This is a genomic window from Robbsia sp. KACC 23696 (genome assembly GCF_039852015.1).
Classification (GTDB): Bacteria; Pseudomonadota; Gammaproteobacteria; order Burkholderiales; family Burkholderiaceae; genus Robbsia.
Genome location: NZ_CP156628.1, coordinates 520,311 through 546,918 on the forward strand (window position 1 = coordinate 520,311; position 26,608 = coordinate 546,918).

General features: G+C 64.2%; 22 protein-coding genes and 1 pseudogene. 11 read left to right on the top strand and 12 right to left on the bottom strand.

Translation table 11 applies throughout. The features are described 5' to 3' along the window. The first annotated feature begins 44 nt into the window (after positions 1–44). Genes ABEG21_RS23605 through ABEG21_RS23615 form a run of 3 tightly spaced genes read left to right on the top strand, consistent with a single transcriptional unit; the run spans position 45 to position 2,756 of the window. Entirely contained in the window at positions 45–1,226 is a 1,182-nt protein-coding gene (locus ABEG21_RS23605) for an AAA family ATPase (RefSeq protein ID WP_347558995.1), read from the top strand. A 44-nt stretch (positions 1,227–1,270) separates the two neighbouring features. Beyond that, positions 1,271–1,972 carry a magnesium chelatase gene (locus ABEG21_RS23610; protein ID WP_347558996.1) on the top strand — a complete coding sequence of 234 codons (702 nt, stop codon included), beginning with the start codon at positions 1,271–1,273 and terminating at the stop codon, positions 1,970–1,972. Between the two features lie 34 nt (positions 1,973–2,006). Then, positions 2,007–2,756 (top strand): SDR family oxidoreductase, encoded by a 750-nt coding sequence (locus tag ABEG21_RS23615; protein ID WP_347558997.1) that lies wholly within the window; start codon positions 2,007–2,009, stop codon positions 2,754–2,756. A gap of 16 nt (positions 2,757–2,772) precedes the next feature. Here the strand turns inward: ABEG21_RS23615 and ABEG21_RS23620 are convergent, their stop codons facing one another. Next, positions 2,773–3,684 carry a LysR family transcriptional regulator gene (locus ABEG21_RS23620; RefSeq protein ID WP_347558998.1) on the bottom strand — a complete coding sequence of 304 codons (912 nt, stop codon included), beginning with the start codon at positions 3,682–3,684 and terminating at the stop codon, positions 2,773–2,775. 200 nt (positions 3,685–3,884) lie between these two features. Between ABEG21_RS23620 and ABEG21_RS23625 the strand changes: the two genes are divergently transcribed. The 3 genes from ABEG21_RS23625 (at position 3,885) to ABEG21_RS23635 (ending at position 7,774) form a co-directional block, all read left to right on the top strand. Beyond that, on the top strand, positions 3,885–4,754 hold the full coding sequence (locus ABEG21_RS23625) for an NAD(P)-dependent oxidoreductase (RefSeq protein ID WP_347559076.1): 870 nt from the start codon (positions 3,885–3,887) through the stop codon (positions 4,752–4,754). Between the two features lie 37 nt (positions 4,755–4,791). Beyond that, positions 4,792–6,303 carry an aldehyde dehydrogenase family protein gene (locus ABEG21_RS23630; protein WP_347558999.1) on the top strand — a complete coding sequence of 504 codons (1,512 nt, stop codon included), beginning with the start codon at positions 4,792–4,794 and terminating at the stop codon, positions 6,301–6,303. Between the two features lie 280 nt (positions 6,304–6,583). Beyond that, complete coding sequence (locus ABEG21_RS23635) at positions 6,584–7,774, top strand: M20 aminoacylase family protein (RefSeq protein WP_347559000.1); 1,191 nt, start codon at positions 6,584–6,586, stop codon at positions 7,772–7,774. 60 nt (positions 7,775–7,834) lie between these two features. Here the strand turns inward: ABEG21_RS23635 and ABEG21_RS23640 are convergent, their stop codons facing one another. The 11 genes and pseudogenes from ABEG21_RS23640 to ABEG21_RS23690 form a co-directional block, all read right to left on the bottom strand. Next, entirely contained in the window at positions 7,835–9,172 is a 1,338-nt protein-coding gene (locus tag ABEG21_RS23640; protein ID WP_347559077.1) for a DUF3100 domain-containing protein, read from the bottom strand. A gap of 258 nt (positions 9,173–9,430) precedes the next feature. Beyond that, positions 9,431–9,577 (bottom strand): annotated as a pseudogene (locus tag ABEG21_RS23645) (DUF3100 domain-containing protein); the annotation flags it as partial. A 247-nt stretch (positions 9,578–9,824) separates the two neighbouring features. Then, positions 9,825–9,977, bottom strand: coding sequence for a hypothetical protein (locus ABEG21_RS23650; protein ID WP_347559001.1), 153 nt, complete (start codon positions 9,975–9,977; stop codon positions 9,825–9,827). 114 nt (positions 9,978–10,091) lie between these two features. Further along, a complete protein-coding gene (locus ABEG21_RS23655) occupies positions 10,092–11,828 on the bottom strand; it encodes an ATP-binding cassette domain-containing protein (RefSeq protein WP_347559002.1) in 1,737 nt (578 codons plus the stop codon). Further along, positions 11,825–12,745 (bottom strand): ABC transporter permease, encoded by a 921-nt coding sequence (locus ABEG21_RS23660; protein WP_347559003.1) that lies wholly within the window; start codon positions 12,743–12,745, stop codon positions 11,825–11,827. Before ABEG21_RS23660 ends, ABEG21_RS23655 begins: the two co-directional genes overlap by 4 nt. Then, positions 12,742–13,794, bottom strand: coding sequence for an ABC transporter permease (locus tag ABEG21_RS23665; RefSeq protein WP_347559004.1), 1,053 nt, complete (start codon positions 13,792–13,794; stop codon positions 12,742–12,744). The genes ABEG21_RS23660 and ABEG21_RS23665 overlap by 4 nt, the downstream gene beginning before the upstream one ends. After that, positions 13,791–15,512 (bottom strand): ABC transporter substrate-binding protein, encoded by a 1,722-nt coding sequence (locus tag ABEG21_RS23670; RefSeq protein ID WP_347559005.1) that lies wholly within the window; start codon positions 15,510–15,512, stop codon positions 13,791–13,793. The genes ABEG21_RS23665 and ABEG21_RS23670 overlap by 4 nt, the downstream gene beginning before the upstream one ends. 9 nt (positions 15,513–15,521) lie before the next feature. After that, positions 15,522–17,339, bottom strand: coding sequence for a bifunctional cobalt-precorrin 5A hydrolase/precorrin-3B C(17)-methyltransferase (locus tag ABEG21_RS23675; protein ID WP_347559078.1), 1,818 nt, complete (start codon positions 17,337–17,339; stop codon positions 15,522–15,524). Between the two features lie 47 nt (positions 17,340–17,386). Then, on the bottom strand, positions 17,387–18,142 hold the full coding sequence (locus ABEG21_RS23680; protein WP_347559006.1) for a precorrin-2 C(20)-methyltransferase: 756 nt from the start codon (positions 18,140–18,142) through the stop codon (positions 17,387–17,389). Then, positions 18,143–18,769 (bottom strand): precorrin-8X methylmutase, encoded by a 627-nt coding sequence (locus tag ABEG21_RS23685; RefSeq protein ID WP_347559007.1) that lies wholly within the window; start codon positions 18,767–18,769, stop codon positions 18,143–18,145. A 2-nt stretch (positions 18,770–18,771) separates the two neighbouring features. Beyond that, positions 18,772–20,358, bottom strand: coding sequence for a hypothetical protein (locus ABEG21_RS23690; protein ID WP_347559008.1), 1,587 nt, complete (start codon positions 20,356–20,358; stop codon positions 18,772–18,774). 405 nt (positions 20,359–20,763) lie between these two features. On the opposite strand from ABEG21_RS23690, the gene cbiE reads away from it, so the two are divergent. The 5 genes from cbiE (at position 20,764) to alaC (ending at position 26,540) form a co-directional block, all read left to right on the top strand. Then, a complete protein-coding gene (cbiE, locus tag ABEG21_RS23695; RefSeq protein WP_347559009.1) occupies positions 20,764–22,083 on the top strand; it encodes a precorrin-6y C5,15-methyltransferase (decarboxylating) subunit CbiE in 1,320 nt (439 codons plus the stop codon). Then, positions 22,076–23,356 (top strand): cobalt-precorrin-5B (C(1))-methyltransferase, encoded by a 1,281-nt coding sequence (locus tag ABEG21_RS23700; RefSeq protein WP_347559010.1) that lies wholly within the window; start codon positions 22,076–22,078, stop codon positions 23,354–23,356. The genes cbiE and ABEG21_RS23700 overlap by 8 nt, the downstream gene beginning before the upstream one ends. Next, on the top strand, positions 23,343–24,371 hold the full coding sequence (locus tag ABEG21_RS23705) for a precorrin-6A/cobalt-precorrin-6A reductase (RefSeq protein WP_347559011.1): 1,029 nt from the start codon (positions 23,343–23,345) through the stop codon (positions 24,369–24,371). The genes ABEG21_RS23700 and ABEG21_RS23705 overlap by 14 nt, the downstream gene beginning before the upstream one ends. A gap of 10 nt (positions 24,372–24,381) precedes the next feature. After that, complete coding sequence (gene cobM, locus ABEG21_RS23710) at positions 24,382–25,107, top strand: precorrin-4 C(11)-methyltransferase (RefSeq protein WP_347559012.1); 726 nt, start codon at positions 24,382–24,384, stop codon at positions 25,105–25,107. A gap of 221 nt (positions 25,108–25,328) precedes the next feature. Next, positions 25,329–26,540: an alanine transaminase gene (gene alaC, locus ABEG21_RS23715; protein WP_347559013.1), complete on the top strand. Its 1,212-nt coding sequence runs from the start codon at positions 25,329–25,331 to the stop codon at positions 26,538–26,540. Positions 26,541–26,608 lie beyond the last annotated feature (68 nt).

Consider the following 26,608-nt stretch of genomic DNA (forward strand, 5'->3'; position numbering starts at 1 on the left):
CCTCCGTCTGTCGATGCCATCGCAATGCCTTATGAGATAAACAAATGAGTTCGACGACCGCGTCAGCCCTCTCGGAAAACACGCCGTTGCCGGCCTTGCCGCAGCCTTTTCCTTTTGTCGCCTTGGTGGGGCAGGATGCGTTGCAACAGGCCTTGCTATTGGTAGCGGTGGATGCCGGACTTGGCGGCGTGCTGATCGCCGGCCCGCGCGGCACGGCGAAATCGACGAGCGCGAGGGCGTTGGCCGCCTTGCTGGCGCCGGCGCCTTTCGTGACGCTGCCCTTGGGGGCGAGCGAGGCGCAGCTGATCGGCTCGCTCGACCTGGATGCGGTACTGCGCGACGGGACGGCGCGTTTTGCACCGGGAATGTTGGCGAAGGCGCACGGCGGCGTGCTGTATGTCGATGAGGTCAATCTGTTGCCGGATGCGCTGGCCGATGCCTTGCTAGACGCGGCCGCAAGCGGCATCAATGTCGTGGAGCGCGATGGCGTATCGCATCGCCATGCGGCCCGCTTCATGCTGATCGGGACGATGAACGAGGAAGAGGGCGAACTTCGGCCGCAGTTGAGCGATCGCTTTGGCTTGTCGGTGGTATTGGAGAATTATCGGGATGTCGCGTTGCGCGAGGCGATCGTCCGATCCCGACTCGCCTTTGATCTCGATCCGGAGGCGTTCGTCGCGTCGCACGCCGCGAGCACGCTCGCCTTGCGCCAGAAAATCGAAGCAGCCCGTCTGCGCCTCTCGGCGCTTGCCTTCAGCGATGCCGTGCATCGACGCGTATCCGAATGGTGCCTCGCCGCGGCAGTGGATGGCGTGCGCGCCGATCTCGTCATGCTGAAGGCCGCGCGCGCGCAAGCGGCACTCGACGGGGCGGAATCGATCTCCGTCGCGCATGTCGACCGGGTCGCTCCCTTGGTGCTGTCGCATCGCCGCCAGGCCGGTGCGAGCCCGTCGCCTTCTGGCGGCGAGCAGGCGTCGATGCCGACCGAGCAGAGCAGTGCGAAGGGGCAAGATTCCAACCAGCCGGCACGGAATGGCGTCGATGCGCCGTCCGCCGCGGAAACGCGGAAAGGGCATGGCGAGATGATGTCACGAGGCCAGGCCGACGGCCGGGCGTCGGCTGCACCAGATGGCGATCCGTCGAAAGACTGGGGTTATCTCGCTCCGGCGCAGACAGCGGTCCCGCACGTGAAGCACGTTCGGCCGTACGACGCAAAAAAAGCCTGAGTCGTCGTGACGATGCCGGTCCCGGCGAAACAAAGCTTCCCGGGATGTCACGACGATGGTCCGAGGCAGCGGATCTGCGCCGCGACGGCGGCCGGAAGCGCGACCGTGTGCGACATCTTGAAGGCGTAGACGTTTTGCGGCATCGTGCAGCGCTCTCCTGGCCTGCCACCTTGCGCGCGGCCCGTGGCGCCGCTCTTTCCTTACCGCATTTGCGCGCGATCCAGCGCGGCGCGGCGACGGCGACCCGCACTGTCTTCTTGTTGGACTGTTCCGCATCGATGCTGGCGTCGGGGGCCTTGGCGCATGCCAAGGGATTGTTGATGCCATGGCTCCGCGCATTACGCCGACAGGACGCCGAAGCGGTGGTGATCGGTTTTGGTGGCAGCGTGGCGCAGGTACGTTTCGGGCCGGCCGTGCCGCGGGGATGGAGCGCGCGATGGCTTGCGCCGATTGCCGGAGGCGGCGGGACACCACTCGATCGCGGGGTCATGGCGGCGCAGGCTTACGGACGTCGCGGCGCCGCGGGAAAGCGTGTGGCGGCAGGGCGGCCGGTCACACTTGTGGTACTGACGGACGGCCGCAGTGACGAACAGCCCGCGCGGCCCGACGGTTTCGATGCGATCGATATCGTTCTGCCGCTGGGCGATGACGCCGAAGCGGCGCCGGATGCATTGCGGCGTCGCCTGGGCCAACGTCAGGCCGCGCGACTGGCGCTGGCGTGGGGCGGACGATGCTTTATAAGATGACGTCATTGACACGATCAACTAGGAGAACCCTGAGATGTCGGCAGCACACGAGAGCACACAACAGAAGGGGCAGGACGACGGCGCCACGGCAAAAGTCGCCTTGATCGTCGCGGGCGGCAGCGGCATGGGCGCGGCCGCGGCTGAACGACTGGCGGCGGAGGGGTTTCAGATCGGCATTCTGTCGTCGTCGGGCAAGGGCAAGGCCTTGGCCGAACGTCTGGGCGGCCTGGGTGTCACCGGATCGAATCAGTCGAACGACGATCTGAAGCGCTTTGTCGATCTGGCAGTAGCGCGCTGGGGTCGCATCGACGTACTGGTCAATAGTGCTGGCCATGGCCCGCGTGCGCCCATTCTCGATATCAGCGATGACGACTGGCATCGAGGGATGGACACCTATCTGTTGAATGTGGTCCGTCCGACGCGTCTGGTCGCACCGATCATGCAACAGCAGAAGGGTGGCGCGATCATCAATATCTCGACCGCATGGGCTTTCGAACCCAGCGATATGTTTCCGACATCGGCTGTTTTCCGGGCGGGATTAGCAGCGTTCACGAAACTGTTCGCCGATAAATACGCGCCCGATAATATTCGGATGAATAACGTGCTGCCGGGTTGGATCGATAGTTTGCCGGAACGCGACGAACGCCGCGACATGGTGCCGATGGGGCGCTACGGGACGTCGGAAGAAATCGCGGCGACAGTAGCATTCCTGGCGTCACCGGGCGCTGGCTATATTACCGCGCAGAATATTCGTGTGGATGGCGGCTTGATGCGGTCAGTGTGAGTTGCATCAAGTCGCTTTATCGAAACGCTCGCAGATGCGCGTTCATCGTCTGCAGCATCCGATTCGACGCCACCGATAACTTGCGACCCACACGCGTCACCAAATGCGCTTCACCGCTCGCCAGCAGCGGATGGTCAATCGGGATGGCGCGTAATTCCCCGGCATCCATCTCACTGGTCACCGCAAAGGCCGGCAAGACCGTCAGGCCCAGGCCGGACTTGACGAACTGCTTCAGGATATTGATCGAGTTCGTCGTCACCCCGCGTTTAAACGTGATCTTTTCCGCGTATTCGACCGCTTGCAACATCTGTCGCGTCCCATAAGCGGGATGGGTTACCGCAAGCGGGTATGCCGCCAATTCCTGGACACGCATTGGCCTATCCGGATCGGGCCAGCGAAAACTCGGCCCCACGATCGCCATCATCGGCTGCGTGCGGATGGCGCGACTGACGATCTTCGCGTCGGTCGGCGGGTTGTAGACCAGCCCGATCTCGCCGTCGTCCTCCGAGATTTTACGGATCACTTCGTTCGTGCCGGCCATATCGAGATTGACTTCGATATTGGGAAATTGCCTGCAAAACACCGGCATCGGTCCCGATAGCACGTCCGACACGAAACCCTCGCCCAGCACCACGTTGACAGAACCGGTGCGCAAGCCTTGCAGCGCCTGCAATTGCGAGAGAAGGTCGTCCCGGTGCGCGATCTGTTCGCGGAAGTAGGCGACGACCAGTTCGCCGGCCGCGGTCGGCTTGACACCCCGCGCGTGGCGTTCGATCAAGACTGTTCCCAGTTCTCCTTCCAGGAGCCCGATTTGCCGACTGATGGCAGACGGTGCCACATTCAGCCAGTCCGCCGCCGCGCGGATCGTGCCGCAGCGCACGGCTTCGAACAGATAAACGATACGGCTTTCGGTTAGTTGGTCTGCCATGGTTCGGAGTGTGCGAATTATTCGAACAATTTCATTATTGGCGTCGATGGATTATACGGCTGACAAGCCCGACCATGGCGATATCGGCGTGACATGCGGCGTGGAAAGACTTGGGCATCGAGCGGGTTCGGTGTCGGAGACGGACATACGCAGATCACGCTCAATGCCTAACACCGTGGAGTGCTGAGATGGACAAGGTCGTGCAAAAAGTAGGCGTCGTCGGCTTGGGGAATATGGGAAAGGGCATGGCGTTGTCCCTGGTCAAGGGCGGCTTTGCCGTCTTCGGTTTCGACGTGGCAGGCGTCGCGGCGACCTTGCAGGAGCAAGGGGTGCAAGCCTGTGCCTCTATCGCCGATATCGCCGCCACCGTGGATATCCTGATTCTGTCCTTGCCGACGTCGGACATCGTCGAGCAAGTCGTTTTGGGCGACGGTGGTGTGCGCGCCTCCGGTAAGCGCGGCTTGATCGTGGTCGATACCACGACCGCCGATCCGAACAGCACGAAAAAAGTGGCGGCGGCACTGGCCGATGCCGGCATCGGTTTTGTCGATGGGCCGGTCAGCGGCGGCCCGAAGGGCGCGGCAACGGCGACGATGATCATGGTGCTCGGCGGCAGCCAAGCGGATGTCGACGCCGTCGAGCCGGTGCTCGCGACGATCAGCGCCAAGCGCACTCACGTTGGCCCGGTGGGAGCCGGACATGTGACGAAGCTGCTCAATAATTTGCTGACCGGCGCGCATCTGCTGGTCGCCAGCGAGGCGGTTCGTGCCGCGCAAGCGCTCGATATCGATCCGACAAAGCTCGTCGAGGCGCTCAACGGCGGCTCGGGCCGCAACAGCGCGACGCTGACCAATTATCCGACCTGGATCTTCCCGGAGACCTTCGACTCCGGCTTCACGATGAAACTGATGCGCAAAGACATGCGCCTCGCGATGGCGCTGCTGCAAAGCATCGACGCCACCGCGCCTGTCGCGCAAGAGGCGGGCCGCCTCTGGGCCGCCAGCGAAGCCGCTATCGGCGACGCGGAAGACTTTAATCGTATTGTTCAATACATCGATGCAAAGCATTGATTTTGCTTCTTCTCTCTCAGCATCGCAGGAACCCATCATGGCAGACACCGCCGCAACGCAATTACTCGCCGCCTTCGCCCATTTCTTTCCGCAGGCCAAGACTATCGGTTCCTACGTCGGCGGCGAGCTGATCGAAGGCGCCGGCGACGTCGTGCAGTTGCACGACGCCGCAACCGGCGCGCCGAGCCTTGCCTACCGCGACGGCGGTGCAGCCATCGTCGCCCAGGCCGCCGACGCCGCCGCCCAAGCACAGAAACAATGGTGGGCATTGACGCACGCCGCCCGCGGCCGCGTGATGTTCGAGATCGCGCAAGAAGTGCGCCAACACATCGAGCCGATGGCGCGTCTCGAGTCGCTCGGATCGGGCAAGCCGATCCGCGACTGTCGTGGCGAAGTCGCCAAGGTCGCGGAAATGTTCGAATACTACGGCGGCTGGACCGACAAGTTCTACGGCGAGGTCATTCCGGTGCCTACGTCGCACCTGAACTACACGCGTCGTGAGCCCGCCGGCGTCGTGCTGCAAATCACGCCATGGAACGCGCCGGTCTTTACCTGCGGCTGGCAGGTCGCGCCGGCGATCGCCATGGGCAACGCGGTGTTGTTGAAACCGTCGGAGCTGACGCCGTTCACGTCCTTGGTGCTCGGCATGCTCGCCGAAAAAGCGGGCGCGCCGAAGGGGCTGATCAATGTGCTCGCCGGTTTCGGTCATACGGTCGCGCAAGCGGCGATTGCACACAAGACGGTCAAGAAAGTGGTGTTCGTGGGTTCGCCGGCCACCGGCATCCAGATCGCAAAAGCCGCAGCAGAGCGCGTGCTGCCCTGCGTTCTGGAGTTGGGCGGCAAGTCGGCCAATATCATTTTCGCCGATGCCGACTTAAAACGCGCGGCGTTGACGGCCCAGGCCGCTATCTTCGCGGGCGCGGGTCAGAGTTGTGTCGCCGGGTCGCGCTTGTTGGTGCAACGCGCGGTCTACGACCAGTTTGTCGACATGGTGGCCGGCGGCGCCCGCAAGATCAAAGTGGGCGCGCCGCTCGATGACGCCACCGAGGTCGGCCCGATCAATAATCGCAAGCAGTACGATCACGTCATGAACATGATCGCCGCCGGTGTGGCCGAGGGTGCGACGCTGGCGGCCGGCTCCGCCGAGCGCGGTGAGGGCGGCTATTTTGTCTCGCCGACCGTATTGGCCAACGTGACCAACGAGATGGCGATTGCGCGGACGGAAGTGTTCGGGCCGGTCGTGGCAGCGATTCCTTTCGATACCGAAGAGGAAGCGATCGCCATCGCCAACGACACCGAGTTCGGCTTGGCGGGCGCCGTGTGGACCAATGATATCGGGCGTGGGCATCGCGTCGCGGCCCAGGTCAATGCGGGCACGTTTTGGATCAATGGCTATAAGACGATCAACGTCGCATCGCCATTCGGCGGTTATGGCTTGAGCGGATATGGACGGTCGAGCGGCGTCGAAGCGCTGTACGAATACACGCAGACGAAGAGCGTCTGGGTCGAAACCGCTGCCGCGCCAGCCACGGCATTCGGTTATCTGTGAGCCTGAATCCGTCCGTGGCAATGCGCGCCCCGCTGCGTTAGCGGTACGGCGCGGCGAAGGGGGATCGTTGGCCCGGCTCATTACCGTCCGCCTTCGTTGATGTCCGCACCGATGGCAACCTGGCATGTCACACCGCCCGGCGTACGATTTCTCGTGCGTCCGGGCGGTGCTGTTTTTATTCGTGAGGCCGTTATAGGGGGATCTCTCGGCTAAAATAGTCGAAGACCCGTAGCGTCCCGCGCTACCGAAATCACACTGCGTATCAAAAAGAGCCCCTGCAATGAAGCTTTTGCCCGAAATCCTCGCCCAGGCTGACGCCTTGCAACGTATCCGACACGATATCCACGCGCATCCCGAAGTGGGATATGAAGTGCATCGTACTGCCGAACTGGTCGCGACCCAGCTCGAATCGTATGGTATCGCGGTAACGCGCGGCGTCGGGCGCACCGGCCTGGTCGGCACGCTCACGCGTGGCACCGGGACAAAATCGATCGGTCTGCGAGCCGATATGGATGCCTTGCCGATGCAGGAAGTCAATAGCTTCGCGCATCGCTCCACGCATCAGAACGCGATGCATGCCTGTGGCCACGACGGACACACGACGATGTTGTTGGGCGCGGCGCAGTATCTGGCAGCGCATGGCGATTTCGACGGGACGGTCCAGTTCTTCTTTCAGCCGGCGGAAGAAGCCGGTGCCGGCGCGCAGGCGATGATCGACGACGGCTTGTTTACGCGTTTCCCCGTGGACAGCGTCTTCGGCGTGCATAACTGGCCGGGAATCCCGACCGGACATTTCGGGGTGCGGCCCGGTCCGATCATGGCATCGACCAGCACTTTCCGTATTACGCTGCGAGGCGCCGGATGCCATGCCGCCATGCCGCACACCGGCCGCGATCCGGTGTTTGCCACCGCGCAATTGGTCAGCGCCTTGCAAGGGGTGATCGCGCGGAACAAGAATCCGATCGAAGCGGCCGTTCTGTCCGTCACGCAGATGCACGCCGGCGAGGTCAACAACGTCGTGCCGACCGACGCCTGGGTGGGCGGTACGGTTCGGACGTTTTCGGAAGCGATGCTCGATTTGATCGAGCGTCGAGTGCGTCTCATCGCCGAGAATGTCGCTGCTGCGTTCGAATGCGAGGCCACGGTCCAGTTCGATCGCGAGTATCCGCCGACGATCAACGATGCCACGCAGACGGCGTTTGCCGTGGAAGCGATGCGCGCGGTGGTCGGCGACGAGGCCGTCAACGCCGATATCGACCCGACGATGGCGGCGGAAGACTTCTCCTTCATGCTGAAGGCCAAGCCCGGTTGCTATGCCTTCCTGGGTAACGGCACCGGCGATCATCGCGACACCGGCCATGGCGGCGGCCCTTGCCTGTTGCATAACGCCAGCTATGACTTCAACGATGCGCTGCTGCCGGTGGGTGCCAGCTATTTCGTCACGTTGGTACAGCGGTATCTGGCGCGATAAGCGCAAAGCCCCCGCGCGAGTCACTCGCGCGGGGGCTTGGGTGCGGCTAACGTGCCGCGATCAACCGTGATGGAAGAACTGCGCGATGGCGGCGGCACCCAGGAAGGTGCCGGCATTGGCGACCATCGACACCAGCACGATGCGCCATCCCAGACGACGGAAGGCCGGCACGTCTTTCGCGACGGACAGTCCGGCAAACGTCAACATCGCCGGCACGGCTGCCAGGAAGCTGATCTTGCCGGTCATCGCCGCCACGCTGGCCGCATAGGGACACCACGGCGACGTCAGGAACATCGCGATAAGCGATACCACGCACACAGCCGGGATCTTGTTCCGCAATGCAAGCGTCAGATAGTGTCCGATCGCGACGCATAACAGGATGATCAACGCGCCAGGCAAGGCATCGGCGACGGACGTCTTGTACAGCATCTGGTTGCAGAGCAACGTCAACACCGAAATCGCAATCCACGATACCCAACGTGCTGCGGCGCTCAATTCGCCACTTTCATCGATGGTATGCGCGTCGTTGGCTTGCTCTGCGTCCGAGGCGGCGGCATTTGCCGCGGCTGCGGCACCCGCGCGTGTCAATCGCCCGAGCACCGGCTCGAGGACGCGATAGCCCCAGACCGCCAGCGGCAGCGAGATGAACAGCGTGAAGTAGGTGCCGATCGTCGTGGTGATCAGATTGCTGGCGGCGGCGAAGGTGGCGACTTGCTTGGCGACCTCGGGCGTCTGCAGTGCCGCGATGGCACCGGCTGCCGCAGCCATCAGGCTGCCTGAACCGACGCCCGCACCCATTGCCAGCGCGAGCGGATTGAAAATATGCAGGCTGGCGACGAAGCCGGCGAAGATCGCGATAAAGACGGCGCCGAAGATCGTGCCGGTCAGGTACTCGGCAAGCACGCCGCGGCCTTCCGGTGAATTCATCCCATAGCGCTCGCCGATGATCGCCAAACTCGGCTCGCGGCCCACGGAGAAGGTCGCGCCGATCGCTTCGCGTTTGATGCCCAACAGCAGGGCCAGCGGCATTCCCAATAAGATGGTGCCGACGAAGTGGCCGAACTCCTGGAATGCCAAGGACCATCCCGCTTTGGCGATGGCGGGCAAGGAACCGCCGACGAGCAGGCCGAGCTTTGCGATGAAAATGAGCAGCCCGGCCTGCAGAATGGCCGATGCCTTGAATTGCATCGCGCGATCGAGCCGAAACACCGCCGGCAGAAAGCGCGCCGAGAGACCTAATGCGCCGCCCATCAGGATGGCCCAGACCATCGGCAGCAACACGACCTGGCCCGGTCCGACATTGAACGTGATGGCCCCGATCAGGCAAGCCAGAACGACAATCACGAGCGCGAACAGATACAGCTTCGCATATCCGCCCAGATCGACGCGATCGGGCATGCTGGAAAAGGCTTTTGTACTCATAGGCTCCACGCGCGGGCTGACTTTGGCGGTTGATCGTTATTTTTAGCGGTTCTGCGGCAATGACGCGCGGAACCGCCATGGCACGTCGGTAGGCCCCGATATCGGGCATTACTCGCGGCTTACAGTGTCAAGCGGCCAAAATGCAGGAAACCCCGTCGCCAATTTAATTCGTGTTCGAGAAATTAGAACACTGTACGGGAATACGACGCGAAGATGAAGGTGCACAGTGACGCATCAAGCAATCCGGAAGCACTGCGCGATAGCGGCCGCACCCAGAAAGGTACCGGCGTTCGCGACCAGCGATACCAAGACGATGCGCCATCCCAATCGACGGAAGGCGGGCAGATCCTTGGCGACCGACAGGCCGGCAAACGTCAGCAGCGATAGGTCCAGACCGCCAGCGGCAAGGAAATGAATAGCGTGAAATAGGTAGCAACCGTGGCGCAACGGGGCCGATAGGCAGGCCAGGCTGACGATCGCAAACGCCATCACAAAGAGTTTGGTATAGCTTGCGAGATCGGTACCGGCTGACAACGGGGGAACGGCTTTTATATTCATGGTCTCCACACGCGGGCTGACTTCGGCTAAAGGATGCGTCGACAGTCGCGTGGGGAAACGGATACGGCATCTAACGCTTGCCTTGCTCCCATAGCAGTCGATAGTCCGCGCTATCCCTTAGCAGCGCCGCGTGACCACCATCGGCAACGACGCGGCCATCGACGACGACCAGAATGCGTGGCATCGCCGCGGCGCGCTCGATGCGATGCGAAACGAACAACACCGTAGCGTCGTCTCAGACCACAGACTCAAGGGGCGCGGTGTCAGTTGCGTGACAAGGAGGGGGGCTATCGGCGTGTGGCTTCGGCAGCCATTGCGCGCGCGGCGCTAAGAATGGCTAGGAGATCCTTAGGCATCCTGCTTCCAGCGTGAGAACGCGGTCGCATAGCATGTCGAGCGCTTCGAGATCGTGAGAGATACAGAGGACAGTAAGCCCGTGCGATCGGGCCAGGCGATGGATCAGGCGCAGAATCCGTGCGCGGGACAAGGTATCGAGCGCGGCCGTGGGCTCGTCCAATACGAGCAATCGGGGTTTGCGCGTCAAAGCCCGTGCCAATGCGACGCGTGCCGCTTCGCCGCCCGAGAGCTGATGCGGAAGGCGATCCGCTAGCGCAATCGGCAAGCCCACTTCTCGTAACCGGCTATCCAGGCTGTCGCGCCTGTCCAGATGGCTGCGTGCATCAATGCCGCGCGGCCGCGGCGGCCAGTGCGCGCCGGCCAGAATCTCACCCACCGTGCGCAGTGGATCCAGGCTGGCGCGCGCGTCTTGGTGCAGATATTGCACTTCATGTCGCCATGTCGCGCTCGCGGCGGCTGCAGGATGCACGGCGGACAGATCGATGTCTCGCCAGATCACGCGTCCGCTATCTTGCTGGGCGAGTCGCGCAACGATACGCCCAAGGGTCGTTTTTCCGCCGCCCGACGGGCCGCTAATACCAATGATCTTTCCCGGCTGCACCGTCAGATCGATATTGCGAAGCACGTCCGTGCGTTGACGGAACAGGGCCGCATAAGATTTGCTGACGGCCTCCAACTGAAGCGCTGACATCGCACCGCTCGCGTCGGCACCCACGGCAGCAACCGTTTCCGGTTCACTTGCTTTACCCCCACCATCGAGAGCAGCCATTGCGGAATCCAATGATACGAATCCGGACAAACGATGCGCCGCCCACAACGTCCGCGTATAGCGATGTCGCGCCTTGTCGCCGATGCTCGCGGCGTCGATCACTTCGACGCAACGGCCCGCGCGCATCACGACGATACGATCGCAATGCGCCACTGCCAGGGGCAGGTCGTGCGTGATCAGCAAGAGGGCCGTGTTTCGCGTTTTTGTCGCTTGGTCGAGCAAGTGCATCACGCGTTGCTGCTTCGCTGCGTCGAGCCCCGTGGTCGGCTCGTCCGCGAGCAGCAGTTCCGGCGCGCGCGCAAGCGCCAGGGCGATCATCACGCGCTGACACATGCCGCCGGATAACTGCGCCGGATAGCCTCGCAGCACACGTTCGGCATCGGGCAGTCCGACCTCGTTCAGCAACGCGCGCGCGGCAGCGTCGCGTTGTCGACGGTTTGGCGGCTGTCGCGAAACGCCAACTTCGCCGACGCGTGGCGTGTAGCGCAACACATCATCGATCTGCTTGCCGATACGTCTGATCGGCTGCAGCGCGGCGCGCGCATCCTGAAAGATCATCGCGGTGCGCAACGTCTCTCTGCTACGGTCGTGCGACGCGCCGTGCAGCACAGCGGAATCGGTGCGAACAGAGGGGCGAGCGCCTCGCGCGGGGACGGCGTGCACGCTTGGCCCGATCGCTTGGTTCGCAAGAGAAATCATCCCCGCCCGATGCGCGATGTCTTCCGGCAGCAAGCCGGCAATCGCCAGTGCGGTGAGCGTCTTGCCGGAACCACTGGCGCCCACCAGCGCAACGCGTTCCCCGGGCTGGATCGTGAACGACACCCCTTCGACCACGCAACGCGTCCGCGTCGTGGTGTCAGCGCGCGGCGATGTCGCGTCCAACGTCAGGCCGTCCACTCGCAAGAGCGGCGAGAGTTCCGGCGCAAGAACGCGTGGCGCACCGGTCATTGCGACGCTCCTGGCACAAAGCGCATGCGCAAGGCCTGCCCGGCACCGTTGACGATCAAGACGGTGCCGAACAACGCAAGTGCGGGAAACACGACAAGCCACCACTGGCCTCCGACAAACGCGCTGGCGCCATCGGCGATCAGCGTGCCCCACTCGGCGGCGGGCGGCCTGACTCCCATGCCGACGAAGGACAGGCTGGCGCCGTTCAACATCGCCCAGCCGATATTGGTGGTGGCATGCGCGATCAAGGAGGGCAGACTATTCGGCAGCAGAATACGAACCAAAATCCGCGACGATGACCAACCATCCAGGCGTGCCGCATCGATATAAGGCAGCGCGCGTCGCTGCGCCACTTCGGTTCGGGCGAGCCGCGCGAAGAACGGCAGATTGATCAGCGCCGTCGCCAGAATCACGCTGCCGGCGCCATTGCCGAACACCGCCGCCAACGTCAACGCAACGACAAACAAGGGAAATGCCATCGCCACGTCGACAACGCGCTGTAAAAGACGGTCGAGGCGTCCACCCATCCACGCCGACACACCGCCGATGATGCTACCGCCAAGCGCCGATAACAGCACGGCGCTGAGCGCCATCGTCAGATCGAGGCGGGTGGCCGCGACGACGCGCGCGAACAGGTCACGCCCGATGTCGTCGGTACCGAACCAATGACGCAGTGAGGGTGCTTGCAAGGCCGCGAGCACGTCCGCGCGGTTTGGATCGATGCCACACGCGGTCAGCAACAACGGGCCGAGAAAGCCGATCAAGGCGATGCCGAGCAGTGCAAGAACGGGCCACCCCTGTCGTGACAAAAGCGAAACACGCAAAGAACCGACCATGCCGGAGCGATCGGACGGTGGCGCACGCAGACCGTACGCATCCGCCTCGTCAGCCTGTTTCGGGTCTCGCGTCGCGCTCATTGTTCCCACTCCGCGACACGCGGATCCAATGCCGCGGTGAGTGCATCGATCAACAGGTTCCACACGGCAAAGACGATCGCGACCATCAACACGAAGCCTTGCAGCGCCGGGTAATCCGACGCGCTCAAGGCATCCAGCGCATAGCTGCCGATGCCCGGCCAGGCGAACACACGCTCGACCGCGACATTTGCCGCCAGGAGATAGGATGCGACCATGCCAAAGGCGGTCACGATCGAGGCGGCCGCCTGCGCCAGGGCGTAGTCTCGCAAGACGCGAAAGCGCGGCAGTCCGAGACTCCGTGCCGTGCGAACCGGGGCGCTGTCCAGCGCCTGACTCATTGCGGAGTGCGTCATGCGCGCCAGCGGCGCCAAGCCGAACAGCGCCATCGTCGCTGCAGGCAGCAGCAGATGCGCAAAGGCATCGCGCCACGCAACGCCGTCATGGGCAAGCCAGGCATCGATCAACAGGAAGCCGGTATGCGTCGGTGGCGCGATTGCAAAGGCATCCGCACGCCCTGACGGCTCCGGTGCCCATCCCAATCGAAAATAGAAAACATGGATCAGCAAAAGGCCGATCACGAAGCTGGGCAGACCGATCCCCGCGGCCGTCAACCATCGGTACAGCAACGCGATCACACCACGGCGTCGACATGCCGCCGCGATGCCCAACGGAATGCCGATCGCGGTGCTTAAGATCAGGCCCGCAAGCGTCAACTCCAGCGAGGCCGGCAAGCGCTCGCGCAACGCGCGCAGCACCGGCTCGCCGGTGGCAAACGATTGCCCCCAGTTTCCCTCCAGCAAGCCTCGCAGGTAATGCGCGAGCTGCACCGGCAGCGGCAGATCGAGTCCGAGCCGATGTCGCAACGCAGTCAAACCGGCGGCGTTGGCGCCCATGCCGCTCGCGAGATGCGCGACGGGGTCCCCGGGCAGCATGCGCGCAAGCAAGAACGTCGCGATGGCGGCGACACCGATCACGACGATGGCCGACGCGAGCCGCGACACCGCCCACCGGCCCCATCGTCTGCCGACCGCCGCGACGTCAGGTGTCATGAACCCGATGCCGCGCCTTCGCGCGACGCGGTCCGCGCCAAGGTGCGGAAATCCACCTGACCATGGACGTAGTACGTGAAGCCGGTCAAGTCCCGACGCATCGCAACATCGAACGAAGGCGTCCACAGCGGGATCAGCGGAACATTGCGCATCACGCGCGCGGCCGCTTTGCGCATCAATTGCTCGTACTGCGCCTGCTCGCCGGCTGCCGATAGCCAGCGTGCGGTATCGGTCAACTTTTTCAAGGCGGGATCGTCATACGACGAGAAGTTCCAGCGCCAGTCGCCCTCGAAAAAGATCCGATAGAAATAGTCCGGCTCGTTGAACCAGGCCGACGACCAATCGATGAAGAGCGGCAGCGTTTTTTGCGTCTCGCGTTCGGCCCATTGCGTGCCGGGCACTTTCTCCAACTGGATGCGGATGCCGATGGCTTGCAGCGCTTGCTGGATCAGCAGCGCGGTCGGCTCGGCCGTGCTGACGTCGGCGCTACTGTACGACAGCGTGGTCGCGAAGCCGTTCGGTAGCCCCGCGTCGCGCAGCAACATTTGCGCGCGCGCGATACGCGTGTCGTAGGGATAGGGCTGAGGGAAGGAGGCCACTGGCGCTTCCGCGTTGTCGCTGCCGATATCGAAGGGCTTGGCGCCAAAGAGCTTGGCGCCGTGACCGCGTGCGACGCCATCGAACATCGCCTGATATGGCAGCGCATAGGCAATCGCCTGACGTACGCGCGGATCGTCGAACGGCTTGGCGCGCACATTGAACGACAGGAACCGGAAAGCATTGGTCAGCGGGATCGACAAGGGGCGCACGCCGGCAAGCTTGCCGGCGGCGTCGAAATCGTTCGGCCGAAGTTGCAGGACGATATCGGCATCGCCACGCGACAAGGCGGCGACGCGGTTCGCCGCGTCCGGCATCGCTTGTGCAATGGCCTGACGGACATACGGCAGTGCGCCGTCGCGGCCACTGCGCCAGGCGTCGAAACGGGTATAGGCGATGCGCTGGCCCGGCGTCCATGCCGCCACTTTAAATGCGCCACCGCCGGCGCCTTGTGCCCGCAGCCAATCGCGCGCCCAGGGATCGTCCTGCGTCGCATGCGCCTGAATCGTGCCGGCATCGAGCACGGCGCCATAGGTCAATGCCAGATTTGGCAGCAGGTAGCGGTCGGCGCGCGGCAGGTCGATGCGCAGCGTCAGCGGATCTTCCACCACGAATTGCGATGGATCCGTCATCGATCCCGTCGATAACTGCTGCTTCGATCCGGGCAGCGTCACGGCACGGTCTAGCGACCATTTCACCGCGTGGGCATCGACCGGTCGGCCACTGTGAAACGTGGCGCCGTCCCGCAGATGGAAGCGCCAGGACTTGCCGCCGTCGAGCGGGGTGAAAGTCTGCGCCAGCGCGCCGGTGAAATGGCGGTAGTCGTAGTGGTAGAATCCCGCGCTACCCGCCACGGCCGTGCGATCGAACTGGATCAACGTGTCGTAGACATTCGTGAACGCGCCGAGCGACTCGCGATTGAAACCGTCACCGTGCGGATCGAGGCTGTTGGGCGCACCCTCTGCCAAGACGCGGACGCTTTGCGCGCGCGTGATGGGGGCGGTCTCGGGCGCGGCGGCGTTCGCGCTGCCGTCTGCCAGGGCAAGCATCGGTAGCGCACCCACGCCGGCCATCAGGCCCGACGCGGCGGAACTGTCGATCAAGAAACGACGTCGATTCAAACTGCTCTCCTATTGGTCCTGTCCAGCGGCAGGATACCAGCGTGGCGTATAGACCATTTGCCGGCACGCGCCGTCGGCCTGCGTTTGCGTCTGCATGTCCGCAGGATCGTTCGATGTACCGGGCGCGCTGCCCAGCGTGATGCGTCGGGTGGTCGAGGCGCCGATGATGACCATCGTGCGCATATCGACATCGCTGGCTTGGACGCTGCCCAGAGTGTGATGCCGGATTCGTCCGCCAGGTCGCCCGATATCCCGTCCCAACACCACCGGCGTCTCGGGACGGCGTATCGTCCGCAGGACATCGAGCGCCCGGTCGAGTTGCCAGGGCCGTGCGCGGGAGATCGGATTGTAGAACGCGATCGCCATATCGGCCTGCGCGGCGAGTTGCAGCCGGGTTTCGATGATGTCCCACGGCTTGAGGTTGTCGGACAGCGATATCAGACAGCAATCGTGCCCGAGGGGCGCGCCTGCCGCGGCCGCGGTGGCAAACGCCGCGGTAATGCCGGGAATGATCTGGACGCGCACACGTGACAGCTCCGCTTGCGAGAGCGGCGGGTCCGCGCGGCGATCCGCGGAAGCGGGGCGGCGGCCCGCGTCGTCGATATCGAGCGCTTCCATGACCGCGGCGGCCATCGCGAAAACGCCAGGATCGCCGGACGAGACGATCGCCACGCGATGGCCCGCGGCTGCGAGTCGCAAGGCGTGCCGCGCGCGTGCCATTTCCTCGCGATTATCGGTGCCGTGCACCCGCTGCCACGCGGCGAACGGACCGGCCATCTCGACATAGGTGGTATAGCCGAGAATATCGCTGGCCTGCCGCAGCGCTTCCGCCGCCGCAGGCGCCAGCATCGATTTGTCCCCCGGTCCCAGGCCGATCACCGAGAGCGTGCCGCGCGCGATGCCGATCTCGGCAACGGTGACCGGCGATGCCTGTACGTCGAGGCTCAGGCCGCCACCTTCGTCCGTGTGCGGCATCGGTGCCGTCTCTATATAGCGGACCGGTACGCCCAGCTCGTCGGCGGCTTCGTCGATTCGGTCGTCGCCCATCAAGGACAAGGAACAGCACAGGACCGCCAACGCCGCGCGTGCGATATCGGCTTCGCGGAGCAGCGTGTCGATGCGTTCCGCGAGCGTATCGTCGACGCGCCGCACATTGACGATCACGCTGCGAGGATGAATCAGCAGCGTGTCGTCGGGGGCCGTGCGTTCGATGCCGATGCGGATCGTTCGACGCGGCGGCGACGCCGGATCGAACGGTGCCGTTGCCTCGGCGATCTCGCCGGTCTTGGGTAAGCCGAGGTCATCGAGCCAGGGCGCCGCCCCGTCGACCTGTACCGGTGCGCCAGCAAGCAGATCCGAAACGAAGCGTTTGCCTGCATCGATATCGGCCAGAGCATAGCCGTCCGGCGGACTCAGCAAGCAGCGACCGAATCGCAGTTCGCCGCTGGTCGTGATCGCCGGCTCGCAGGCGAACACGTCGGCGACCCGGCGCGCGAGATCGTTCGCGCCGCGCAATCCGCCCAGCAAGGGGACGACCGCGCTGCCGTCTTCCGCTACCGCCAACACCGCCGGTTCGTCGGTCTTAGCGCTGGCGCCGATGACCGGCGCCAGACAACGAATAACGATGCCGGCCGCACAGAGCGCGATCAATGGCGTGCCTTCGGTGTAGCAGCGGCGCAAATGCGGGCCGAGTGCATCGATATACACTGCCGCGCCGTCGATGTCGGGGGCGTGCGTCGACGTGAAGCGCTTGCGCAGCAGATGCAAGACGGCGCCCGGCAGCGCCTGCTGGATCCGGCGGGCGCTGGCTAGCGCACTCGGTCCCATGACGACGATTGCCGGTGCGGTATCCGCGGGCGCGTCGGGTAGTTGCGTCACGCCTGCCATTTCACCCCCGGCACGATCAGCAAGGAAAAATACGGGGATGCCATCGGATCGACGTCGTCGATCGGCACAATACGTTGCTGCGCCATGGTCGCGCGTTCGATATAGCGCGCGCGTTTGTCGAGTCCCAGTTTGCGCAAAACGCCGCGCACCTTGTCGAAGTTGCGGCCCAGTTTCATGATCACGGCCGCATCGGCGCTTTCCAGTCGCGTCTCGAGCTCGTCAGCCGGCAGCACGCCGGACAGCACTGTAAGCGTCTGATTGCGATAGACGAGCGGGACGCCCAGCATGGCTGCGCCACCGAGCATCGAGCACACGCCGGGCACGACCTCGGTGGCATAGTCGGCGCAGAGTCGATCATGCAGATACATATAGGAGCCGTAAAAAAACGGGTCGCCTTCGCAAATCACCGCGACATCGCGGCCCGCGTCCAGATGGGCGCGGAGCAGCATGGCGGATTCGTCGTAGAAAGCGGCGATGACGTCCTCATAGCGCAACGGCGGCGGCAAGGCTTCGGTCGTGACCGGGTAGACCAGCGGCAGACGTGTCTGCTCGGCGTCCAGGTGCGAAGCGATGATGCCGAAGGCGTTACCGGTCTTGCCCTTCGCCACGAAATACGCCACGACCGGCGCGGCACGCAGCAGACGCAATGCCTTGACGGTGATCAGTTCCGGATCGCCAGGCCCCACGCCCAAGCCGATTAGCGTGCCACGTCGCGGGGACGTGTTTGAAACGTCGGTCGTCATTCACTCACGCTCCGTTGCAAGGGCATTGACGGCGGCGGCAGCCATTGCGCTGCCGCCGCGCCGTCCTTGCAGGGCGACGAAAGGAATGCCGCGGCTATCGGCTGCCAGCATCGCCTTCGATTCCGCCGCACCGATGAAACCGACCGGAAACCCCAGTATCAGTGCCGGCCGCGGCGCGCCGGCGTCGATCATGTCCAGCAAATGGAACAGCGCGGTTGGCGCATTGCCGATGGCGACGACGCTTCCAGCCAGATGGTCGCGCCACAGTTCCAGCGCCGCCGCGGACCGGGTATTGCCCATTTCCTGCGCGAGCGTCGCGACGCGCGGGTCCTGCAAGGTGCAGATGACCGCGTTGTTGGCCGGCAGGCGCGTGCGCGTGACGCCATGCGCCACCATCTGGGCGTCGCAAAGGATCGGCGCGCCTTGGGCGAGTGCCTGCCGCCCGGCGGCGCCGGCACCCGGGGAGAAGCGCAGATCCGCTGCGGCGTCGACCATCCCGCAGGCGTGGATGACACGGACGGCCAGTTTTTGCAGGTCTGCAGGAATCGCGTCGAGGTCGGCTTCGGCGCGTATCGTCGCGAACGATTGACGATAGATTTCGTCGCCGTTGCGCTGGTAATCGATCATGGTCAGGCAGTCTCTTTCAAAATACGGTCGGCGGCAGTGTCGATATCGACGCCGCCGCACAGTAAGGCATTTTCGTGGCGCTGGGTGTTCCAACCATACAGGTCGTAGTGGCCAGGATGCTGGGCGATCAAGGTAAATTCACGCGTGACGGCAGACGCGCAGCGCCGCTCGCATCCGCTGAGATGCACCGCGATGCTCGCCCGTCGGTCCACTGGCAGTGCCGCGAGCCGCGCGGCCATCTTCAGCGCGTCCGCCTTGGTGTCGGCGTGGGATTTCGCGCATCCCGTGCTGCCGGCACAAGCATGCAGGCGCGTGATCGGTGCGTCGGCATCGACGATCCAACCGGCGTCGCGTGCCGCGTCCGCTGCCTGCTGCGTCGATCCCGCATCCTCCACCATCAGGTTCGGGACGATGACGCCGTGCCAAGGGGTCACGCGAACGGTACCATCGCCGAAGCGTTGGCACAGCGCGGCAAGCGAATCGAGTTGCGTCGGGCTTACGCGCCCGAGTGCGCTGTGTAGCCCCAAGGCGACGCGATCGGTTTGTGTCGCCATGCAGCCGGTGCCCGGTATTGCACGCGCTTGCGCAATCTGTCCGATATGGCGCGCCGATTCCGCGTTTGGCCGCGGGCGACGCCACTGCGTCAGCCAGTCGGGACGCCAGGGTGTCAGCCCGACGACGGAAAGGGCCGTCTCGGCAAAGGCGTATCGCGCGGTGAGATCGGACGCTGCCAGCACGTCACGTAATCGGGCCGCCGTGCGACCTTCGCCGTCGCGCGCCGTGCCGGCGGCGCGGCACGCGAGGAAATGCGTGACGAGCGCATCGATCGCGAGCGGCACATCGCGCGCGCGGAGCAAACCGATCGCGACATCGGCATGCGCCTCGGACGGCGAACGTGGCAATCCGTCGGTTTCGCGCGTGTTCTCGGATGGAATCGACGATGCGAGTCCAAAGGCGCACCACACCGCGTCCGCCTCGACGTCGTGGGCTTCGCCTGCGCCGGGAATAGCGTCGTCGCGCGTATCCACGGCACTGAACCAGATGTCGTGGTGATGTCCCAGCACCGTCAGCGCTTCGCCGCCGTCGATCTGGATCGCGAATTTAGCGGATAACGGCGTACGCTGCGTCAGCATGCCATGCGTCATGCGCCGCGTCAGTCGCGCTAACGCTTCCGTGAGCAAGGGGCGCGTATCCACCCGCATCGACGGATCGATACCGGCGCTCGGACTGATCAGGATGTTTCGAACCGCGTCGATGTCTGCGTGTTGCGCGGCGTGATGCGGCGCAGGCGTGCCGCTGGCCGCTGCGTGGGATTCCTGCGGCGAGCGCATCGACGAAGATGGCCCGAGTCCGGCGGCCATCAGTAAGGCGATCAAATCCGCGGGCGCATCGGTGAGGCCAGGACCGGCGACACCGGGGCCGCCGATGCCCCGCAACTGCAGATTGGCGCGATTCGTCAATTCGATGATGCCGTTACCGAACGTCCGGCTGGCGTGCGCAATGCTGCGGGCCTGCGCGGCGCTCAGCATGCCCCCCGGTAAGCGAATACGGCAGATACCGCCATCCAGCGCCGGCGCAATCCGCATCATTCCCGGGCATGCGTCCGCCCGCGGCGGCAACGGCGGCGCGGCGGAGGGGGGAGCAAGGGCGACTTGCGGGTTTAGGGTAGGACACAAGACAAGCGGCATCACATCAGAAATACGGGGCCTTGGCGCCCAGATACCAGACTTAACGGGGCGGACGGGACGGCAGCGGCCCCTATTATACGCAGCGGACTGGCCGCCTTCCGCATTCCGCACCGCCCCCGCGAAGCGGTTCGACGGGCGGTGAGAGCGGGGGACGCGGGCAGGGGCGTGGGGGGCGCGGCGTCGCCCGCCGGCGCCGTTGCCCGCGCCCCCCGCGCCGATCGGCTGGTCGAACGACATAGGACGGCCGCGACAGCGCTGATGCGCATTACAATGGCAGCGATGAACACGTGTGACGACAAGCTAGCAATGGATAGGTCCGCGCCAACGGCGTGGTTGACGGTGGTGGGCATCGGCGAGAGCGGCTATGCCGGACTCGACCGGGCGCCGCGTCAAGCCCTGTGGGCGGCCGAGCATATCGTCGGCGGCGCGCGGCACCTCGCGCTGCTGCCGGCGCGTCTGCGCGCCCGCGGTCGACTCTGGCCGAGCCCGTTCTCGCTAGCGCCCTTGCATGCGCTGCAAGGGCAGCGCGTGGTCGCCCTCGCGTCCGGCGATCCGATGTGGTTCGGCGTGGGCGCTGCGATTTCGCGTGCTTTCGAACCGGCGAGCTACACGATATGGCCTGCGGTCTCGTCGATCGCCCTGGCTGCCGCGCGTCTTGGCTGGCCGCTCGACGGCGTGACGACCTTGTCCTTGGTCGGGCGTCCGCTCAGTGCCTTGCATGCGGTGTTGTACGCCGACGAACGGGTGATCGTGCTGAGCGCCGATGCCACGACGCCGGCTGCCGTGGCCAGGCTGTTGACCTCGCGGGGCTTCGGCGCGAGCATGATGACGATCTGCTCCTGCCTGGGCGGTCCGCGCGAGCACCAGTTCTCGGTTCGCGCCGATGCGTGGCAGGACGACGATAGCGCCCACGTCGATCCCCTGAACGTCATTGGCGTGCACTGTGTGCGTGCGGAACACAGCCGTATCGAGGGGACGTGCGTCGATGCGCCGCAGGAGTGGGGCGTGACGCCAGGCTTGCCCGACGCGTTATTCGCGCATGATGGCCAGTTGACCAAGCGCGAACAGCGCGCGGTGACGTTGGCGCATCTGGCCCCGCGTCCGGGTGAGGTGCTATGGGACGTCGGGGCGGGCAGCGGCTCGATTGGTATCGAATGGATGCGCGCGCACCGACGCTGCCACGCCATCGCGATCGAGGCGAACGCGACGCGGCAAGGTTTGATCGTCGAGAATCGCGATCGCTTCGGCGTGCCCACCTTGGCGCTGATCCGTGGCGCGGCGCCTGAGGCCTTGGCGAATCTGCCCGCGCCTGACGCGATTTTCATCGGTGGCGGACTGACCGTGCCGGATGTGCTGCCCCGATGCTGGGATGCCTTGCGTCCCGGAGGACGGCTCGTTGCAAATGCGGTGACGCTGCAAAGCGAAGCCTTGCTGATGGACTGGCACGGCCGCCACGGGGGGACGTTGGTGAAATTAGCGGTGTCGCACGCGGCACCGCTGGGCGGCTTCGACGTGTGGCGTGGTGCCCTGCCATTAACGATGTGGGTGGTCACGAAAGGCCGCGCTGCCACCGACACCCCGGCGCGATCGTCCGCGAACGTGCCGAAGGACCGTGCCGATGCGTAAGGAGTTGGAGGAGATTCCGACCCGGGATGGCAGCGCCGCCGGCGCGCAGGCCTTGCGCACCGGCCTGACCACGGGGAGTTGCGCGACGGCGGCGACGAGCGCCGCGGCACGGTTGCTGTTGAGCGGTGGCAATGCCCATGATGCCCCGGACAGCATCGAGATCGTGCTGCCGAAAGGGCAGCATGTGACGATGCCGATCGCGTATTGCCGCCTTCTGTCCGACACGCCCGACGGACCCCGGCAGGCGCAGGCCGGCGTCGTCAAGGACGCGGGCGACGATCCCGATGTGACGCACGGCGCCGTGGTGTTTGTCGCGCTTCGTCTGCGCACGGAGCCGGGGGTGTCGTTCGAAGCCGGCCCGGGAGTGGGTACCGTCACGCGCGCGGGTCTGGCCTTGCCGATCGGCGAGCCGGCGATCAATCCGGTACCGCGAACGATGATCCGCAGCCATCTGCAAAGCATCGCGAAGGAACACGGCTATTGCGGCGGTTTTGTCGTATCCGTGGGCGTGGAGGGCGGGGCGGAACTGGCCTTGAAGACGATGAATCCTCGCCTGGGAATCGTCGGCGGTCTGTCGATACTCGGCACGACGGGTATCGTGCGCCCGTTTTCCTGTTCCGCGTATATCGCGTCGATCCATCAAGGCATCGATGTCGCGCGGGCAAACGGTCAAGTCCATCTGGCCGCCTGCACCGGCAATACCAGCGAGGCGCTCGCGCGCGCACGTTACGGTTTGCCCGACATGGCGTTGGTGGAAATGGGCGATTTTGCCGGCGCCGTGCTGAAGCATGTGCGGCGTACCGGTCATGCGGCCGCAGTGACACTGCCGTTTCCGGATAAGGCCGGAATGCAATCGATTCCCGCCCAGCCCTTGCATCGTCTGAGCCTGGTTGGGGGATTCGGTAAGTTCAGCAAGCTCGCGGCCGGGCATCTGGACCTGCATAGCAAACAATCGTCGGTCGATCTGGGCCGGCTTGCGCAATGGTGTGTCGATGACGCGTCGTGGGCCGATGACACACTGTCTGGCGTCGTCGATGCGGCGGAGCGTCGCGGACGTCTCGGGCAGGCCATCTTGCAGGCGAATACCAGCCTGGAGGCGTTGGCTCTTGCGCAGGAAGCCGGCGTGGCACTCGGCGATATCGTCTGCATCAAGGCACTCGCCCATGTCCGCGACGTCATCGGCGATGGCCGTCTCGCGCTCGATGTCGTGGCGATCGATCGCCGCGGGCAGGTAGTCGGTCAGGCAAGCGAGGCGGCGCATGCGACCCCTTGATCCATCCCACGCAACGTCGCCCCGTATCGTCTTCTCGCGCGATACGGCACTGCGGATCTTGTTGCTAGGCGGGACGGGGGACGCGCTGGCGATTGCCCGACAACTGGGGCGCGACGATTGCTACAGCATTGCCGGCTTGGGCGGTCGGCCGCTGGACCTGTCTTGCAGTGTCCGCGAGGGCGGTTTCGGTGGCGTGGACGGCTTGACGCAGACACTGCTGTCCGGGGCATATGGCCTGCTGATCGATGCCACCCATCCGTATGCGGCCCGGATCAGCGCGAATGCATTGGCTGCCGCCACGCACTGTCGCTTACCCTATTGGCGCTTGGAAAGACCGGCATGGACCGCGACGTCGGCGGATCGCTGGATCGATGTCGACGACTGGCCGCAGACGCGCGAGGCGGTCAGTGCTTTTCGTCGGCCGCTATGGACCTTGGGACGCGAGCCCTTGGCGCATACCGATGCCGCCTCGTACGGACAGCATTGGTTCGTGCGCTGTCTGCCCGGGACGGCGGCGCGGCACGCTGAGGGGCGCGGCGATGCACAGACGCCCAAGCAAGCGAGCGATCGCGCGGCCGTCCTCGACGACTTTTCGGTCGACACCGATTATGGCAAGTTGGTGGGGAGCGCGGCGTTGCCGCCACGCATCACGGTGCTGCCCGCGCGCGGTCCGTTCACGCTGACATCCGAACGCGCGTTGATCGCGTCGCTCGGCATCGACGTGATCGTCAGCAAGAACAGTGGCGGTAGCGCGACCGATGCCAAGCTGCAAGCGGCCCGTGAGCTTGGGCTGCCGATCATCATGCGCCGCCGTCCGCCGGCGCCATGGGAAAACGTCTCCGATAGCGGCGGGCCGTCGCCGGGTGAAAACGCCGCATCGTCTGCTTCACCACGCGATACGTCCGAGATCGGCACGCAGGCGGCCGACCACTTCGCAGACCAGTATCGTCGGCCCGTGCGTGTTTTCGATTCGGCCGAGGCCGTATTGCACGCGCTCCCACCCCGTTCAACGTAATCGACACCGCATGACAATCTATTTCATTGGCGCCGGCCCCGGCGACCCCGAGCTGGTGACGGTGAAGGGACAGCGTCTGATACGCGCCTGCCCGGTCATTCTTTACGCCGGATCCCTGGTGCCGGAAGCGGTGCTGGACGGCCACACTGCCCACACCGTCATTGACAGCGCGTCGCTGACGCTCGACGAGATCGTGGCGATCCTGACGGCGGCCGATGCTCGCGGCGAGGATGTGGCGCGTGTGCATTCGGGCGATCCATCGCTCTATGGCGCGATCGGGGAGCAGATCCGGCGCCTTGACGCGCTCGGCGTCACCTGGGAAATCATTCCCGGTGTGACGGCTACCGCGGCAAGTGCCGCCGCGCTTGGCGCCGAATTGACGCTACCCGGGATCTCGCAAACGGTGATCTTGACGCGTTATGCGCGAAAGACGGCGATGCCGGAGGGAGAGTCGCTCGCCGAGCTTGCACAACATCGGGCCACGCTGGCAATCCATCTGGGCGTCCGACATCTTGCCGAGATCGTCCCGATCCTCACGCCGCACTATGGTTCGGACTGCCCGGTGGCGATCGTGTACCGCGCCAGTTGGCCCGACCAACATATCGTCCGCGGCACGTTGGCGGATATCGTCGATCGTGCCGCATCGACATCGCTGCAACGTACCGCATTGATCGTCGTCGGAAAGGTCCTAGATATGGAACATTTTACCGATTCGACGTTGTACCGTGCCGACTAGGGCCGTGTGCCGATCAAAATGGCGAACAGGCAAGCACTTAGAAGCGATTGTTTAGGCTGAATCTCATGATCGCTTAATCGTCGATGAAGAATTTCTTGCATTGCACCGCCAGTGTTCGGTACTATTTACGTTGGCGGTCCGCGGTGTGAACGCGTGAGAACGCCACGGCGGGCCAGCACGTCGCTCGGACGGTTCCGGGCGCTTACGTAAAGGACCAAAAAATGTCGAATGTCGGCAAGCGACGCTTCGCGCGTATCGATCGTCTCCCTCCGTATGTGTTCAACATTACGGCGGAGTTGAAACTCGCGGCGCGTCGGCGCGGGGAAGATATCATCGACCTCAGCATGGGCAATCCGGACGGACCCACGCCTCCCCATATCGTCGAGAAATTGGCGGAAGTGGCACGGCGCCCGGATACGCATGGCTATTCGTCGTCGAAAGGGATACCGCGACTGCGCCGAGCGATCGCGCATTGGTATCACGATCGATATGACGTGGAGATCGATTCCGACAGTGAAGCGATCGTGACGATCGGTTCGAAGGAAGGGCTGGCGCATTTGATGCTGGCGACGCTGGATCGGGGCGATACGGTCCTGGTCCCGGATCCCAGCTATCCGATTCACATCTACGGTGCGGTCATCGCCGGCGCGGATATCCGTTCCGTGCCGATGGCGCCCGGGATCGACTTTTTCGAGGAACTGGAAAAAGCGATTCGCGGCAGCTATCCCAAGCCGAAGATGATGATTTTGGGCTTCCCGTCGAACCCGACTGCGCAGTGCGTGGAACTGGATTTCTTCGAGCGCGTGATTGCCCTGGCCCGTAAGCACGACATCTTTGTCGTGCATGATCTGGCTTACGCGGACATCGTTTTCGATGGCTGGAAGGCGCCGTCGATCATGCAGGTGCCTGGCGCCAAGGATATCGCCGTCGAGTTTTTCACGCTGTCGAAAAGCTATAACATGGCCGGCTGGCGGATTGGTTTCATGGTCGGTAACCCGGAACTTGTCGCGGCGCTTGCCCGTATCAAGAGCTATCACGATTACGGCACGTTCACGCCGCTGCAGGTTGCCGCGATTGCCGCGCTCGAGGGTGACCAACAGTGCGTCAAGGATATCGCCGCGCAGTATCAGCGTCGCCGCGATGTGTTGGTGAAGGGCCTCTGCGAGGCAGGCTGGCCGGTGGAGAAACCGAAGGCCTCGATGTATGTCTGGGCACGTATTCCAGACGCCTACCGTGCAATGGGTTCGCTTGCCTTCGCCACCTTGCTACTCGAAAAGGCCAAGGTTTGTGTGTCGCCGGGGGTGGGATTTGGCGATTATGGCGATGACTATGTCCGTTTCGCGCTGATCGAAAATGAATCGCGTATCCGGCAGGCGATCCGCGGCATTCGCGGAATGCTCAAGGCAGATATTACCGACAATATCCACGCCTAATCCGGCAGGACGATGTCTCTGCTGAGACATCGCCTCCTATTGATCGCCGCTTACATCAGATTTTTTGT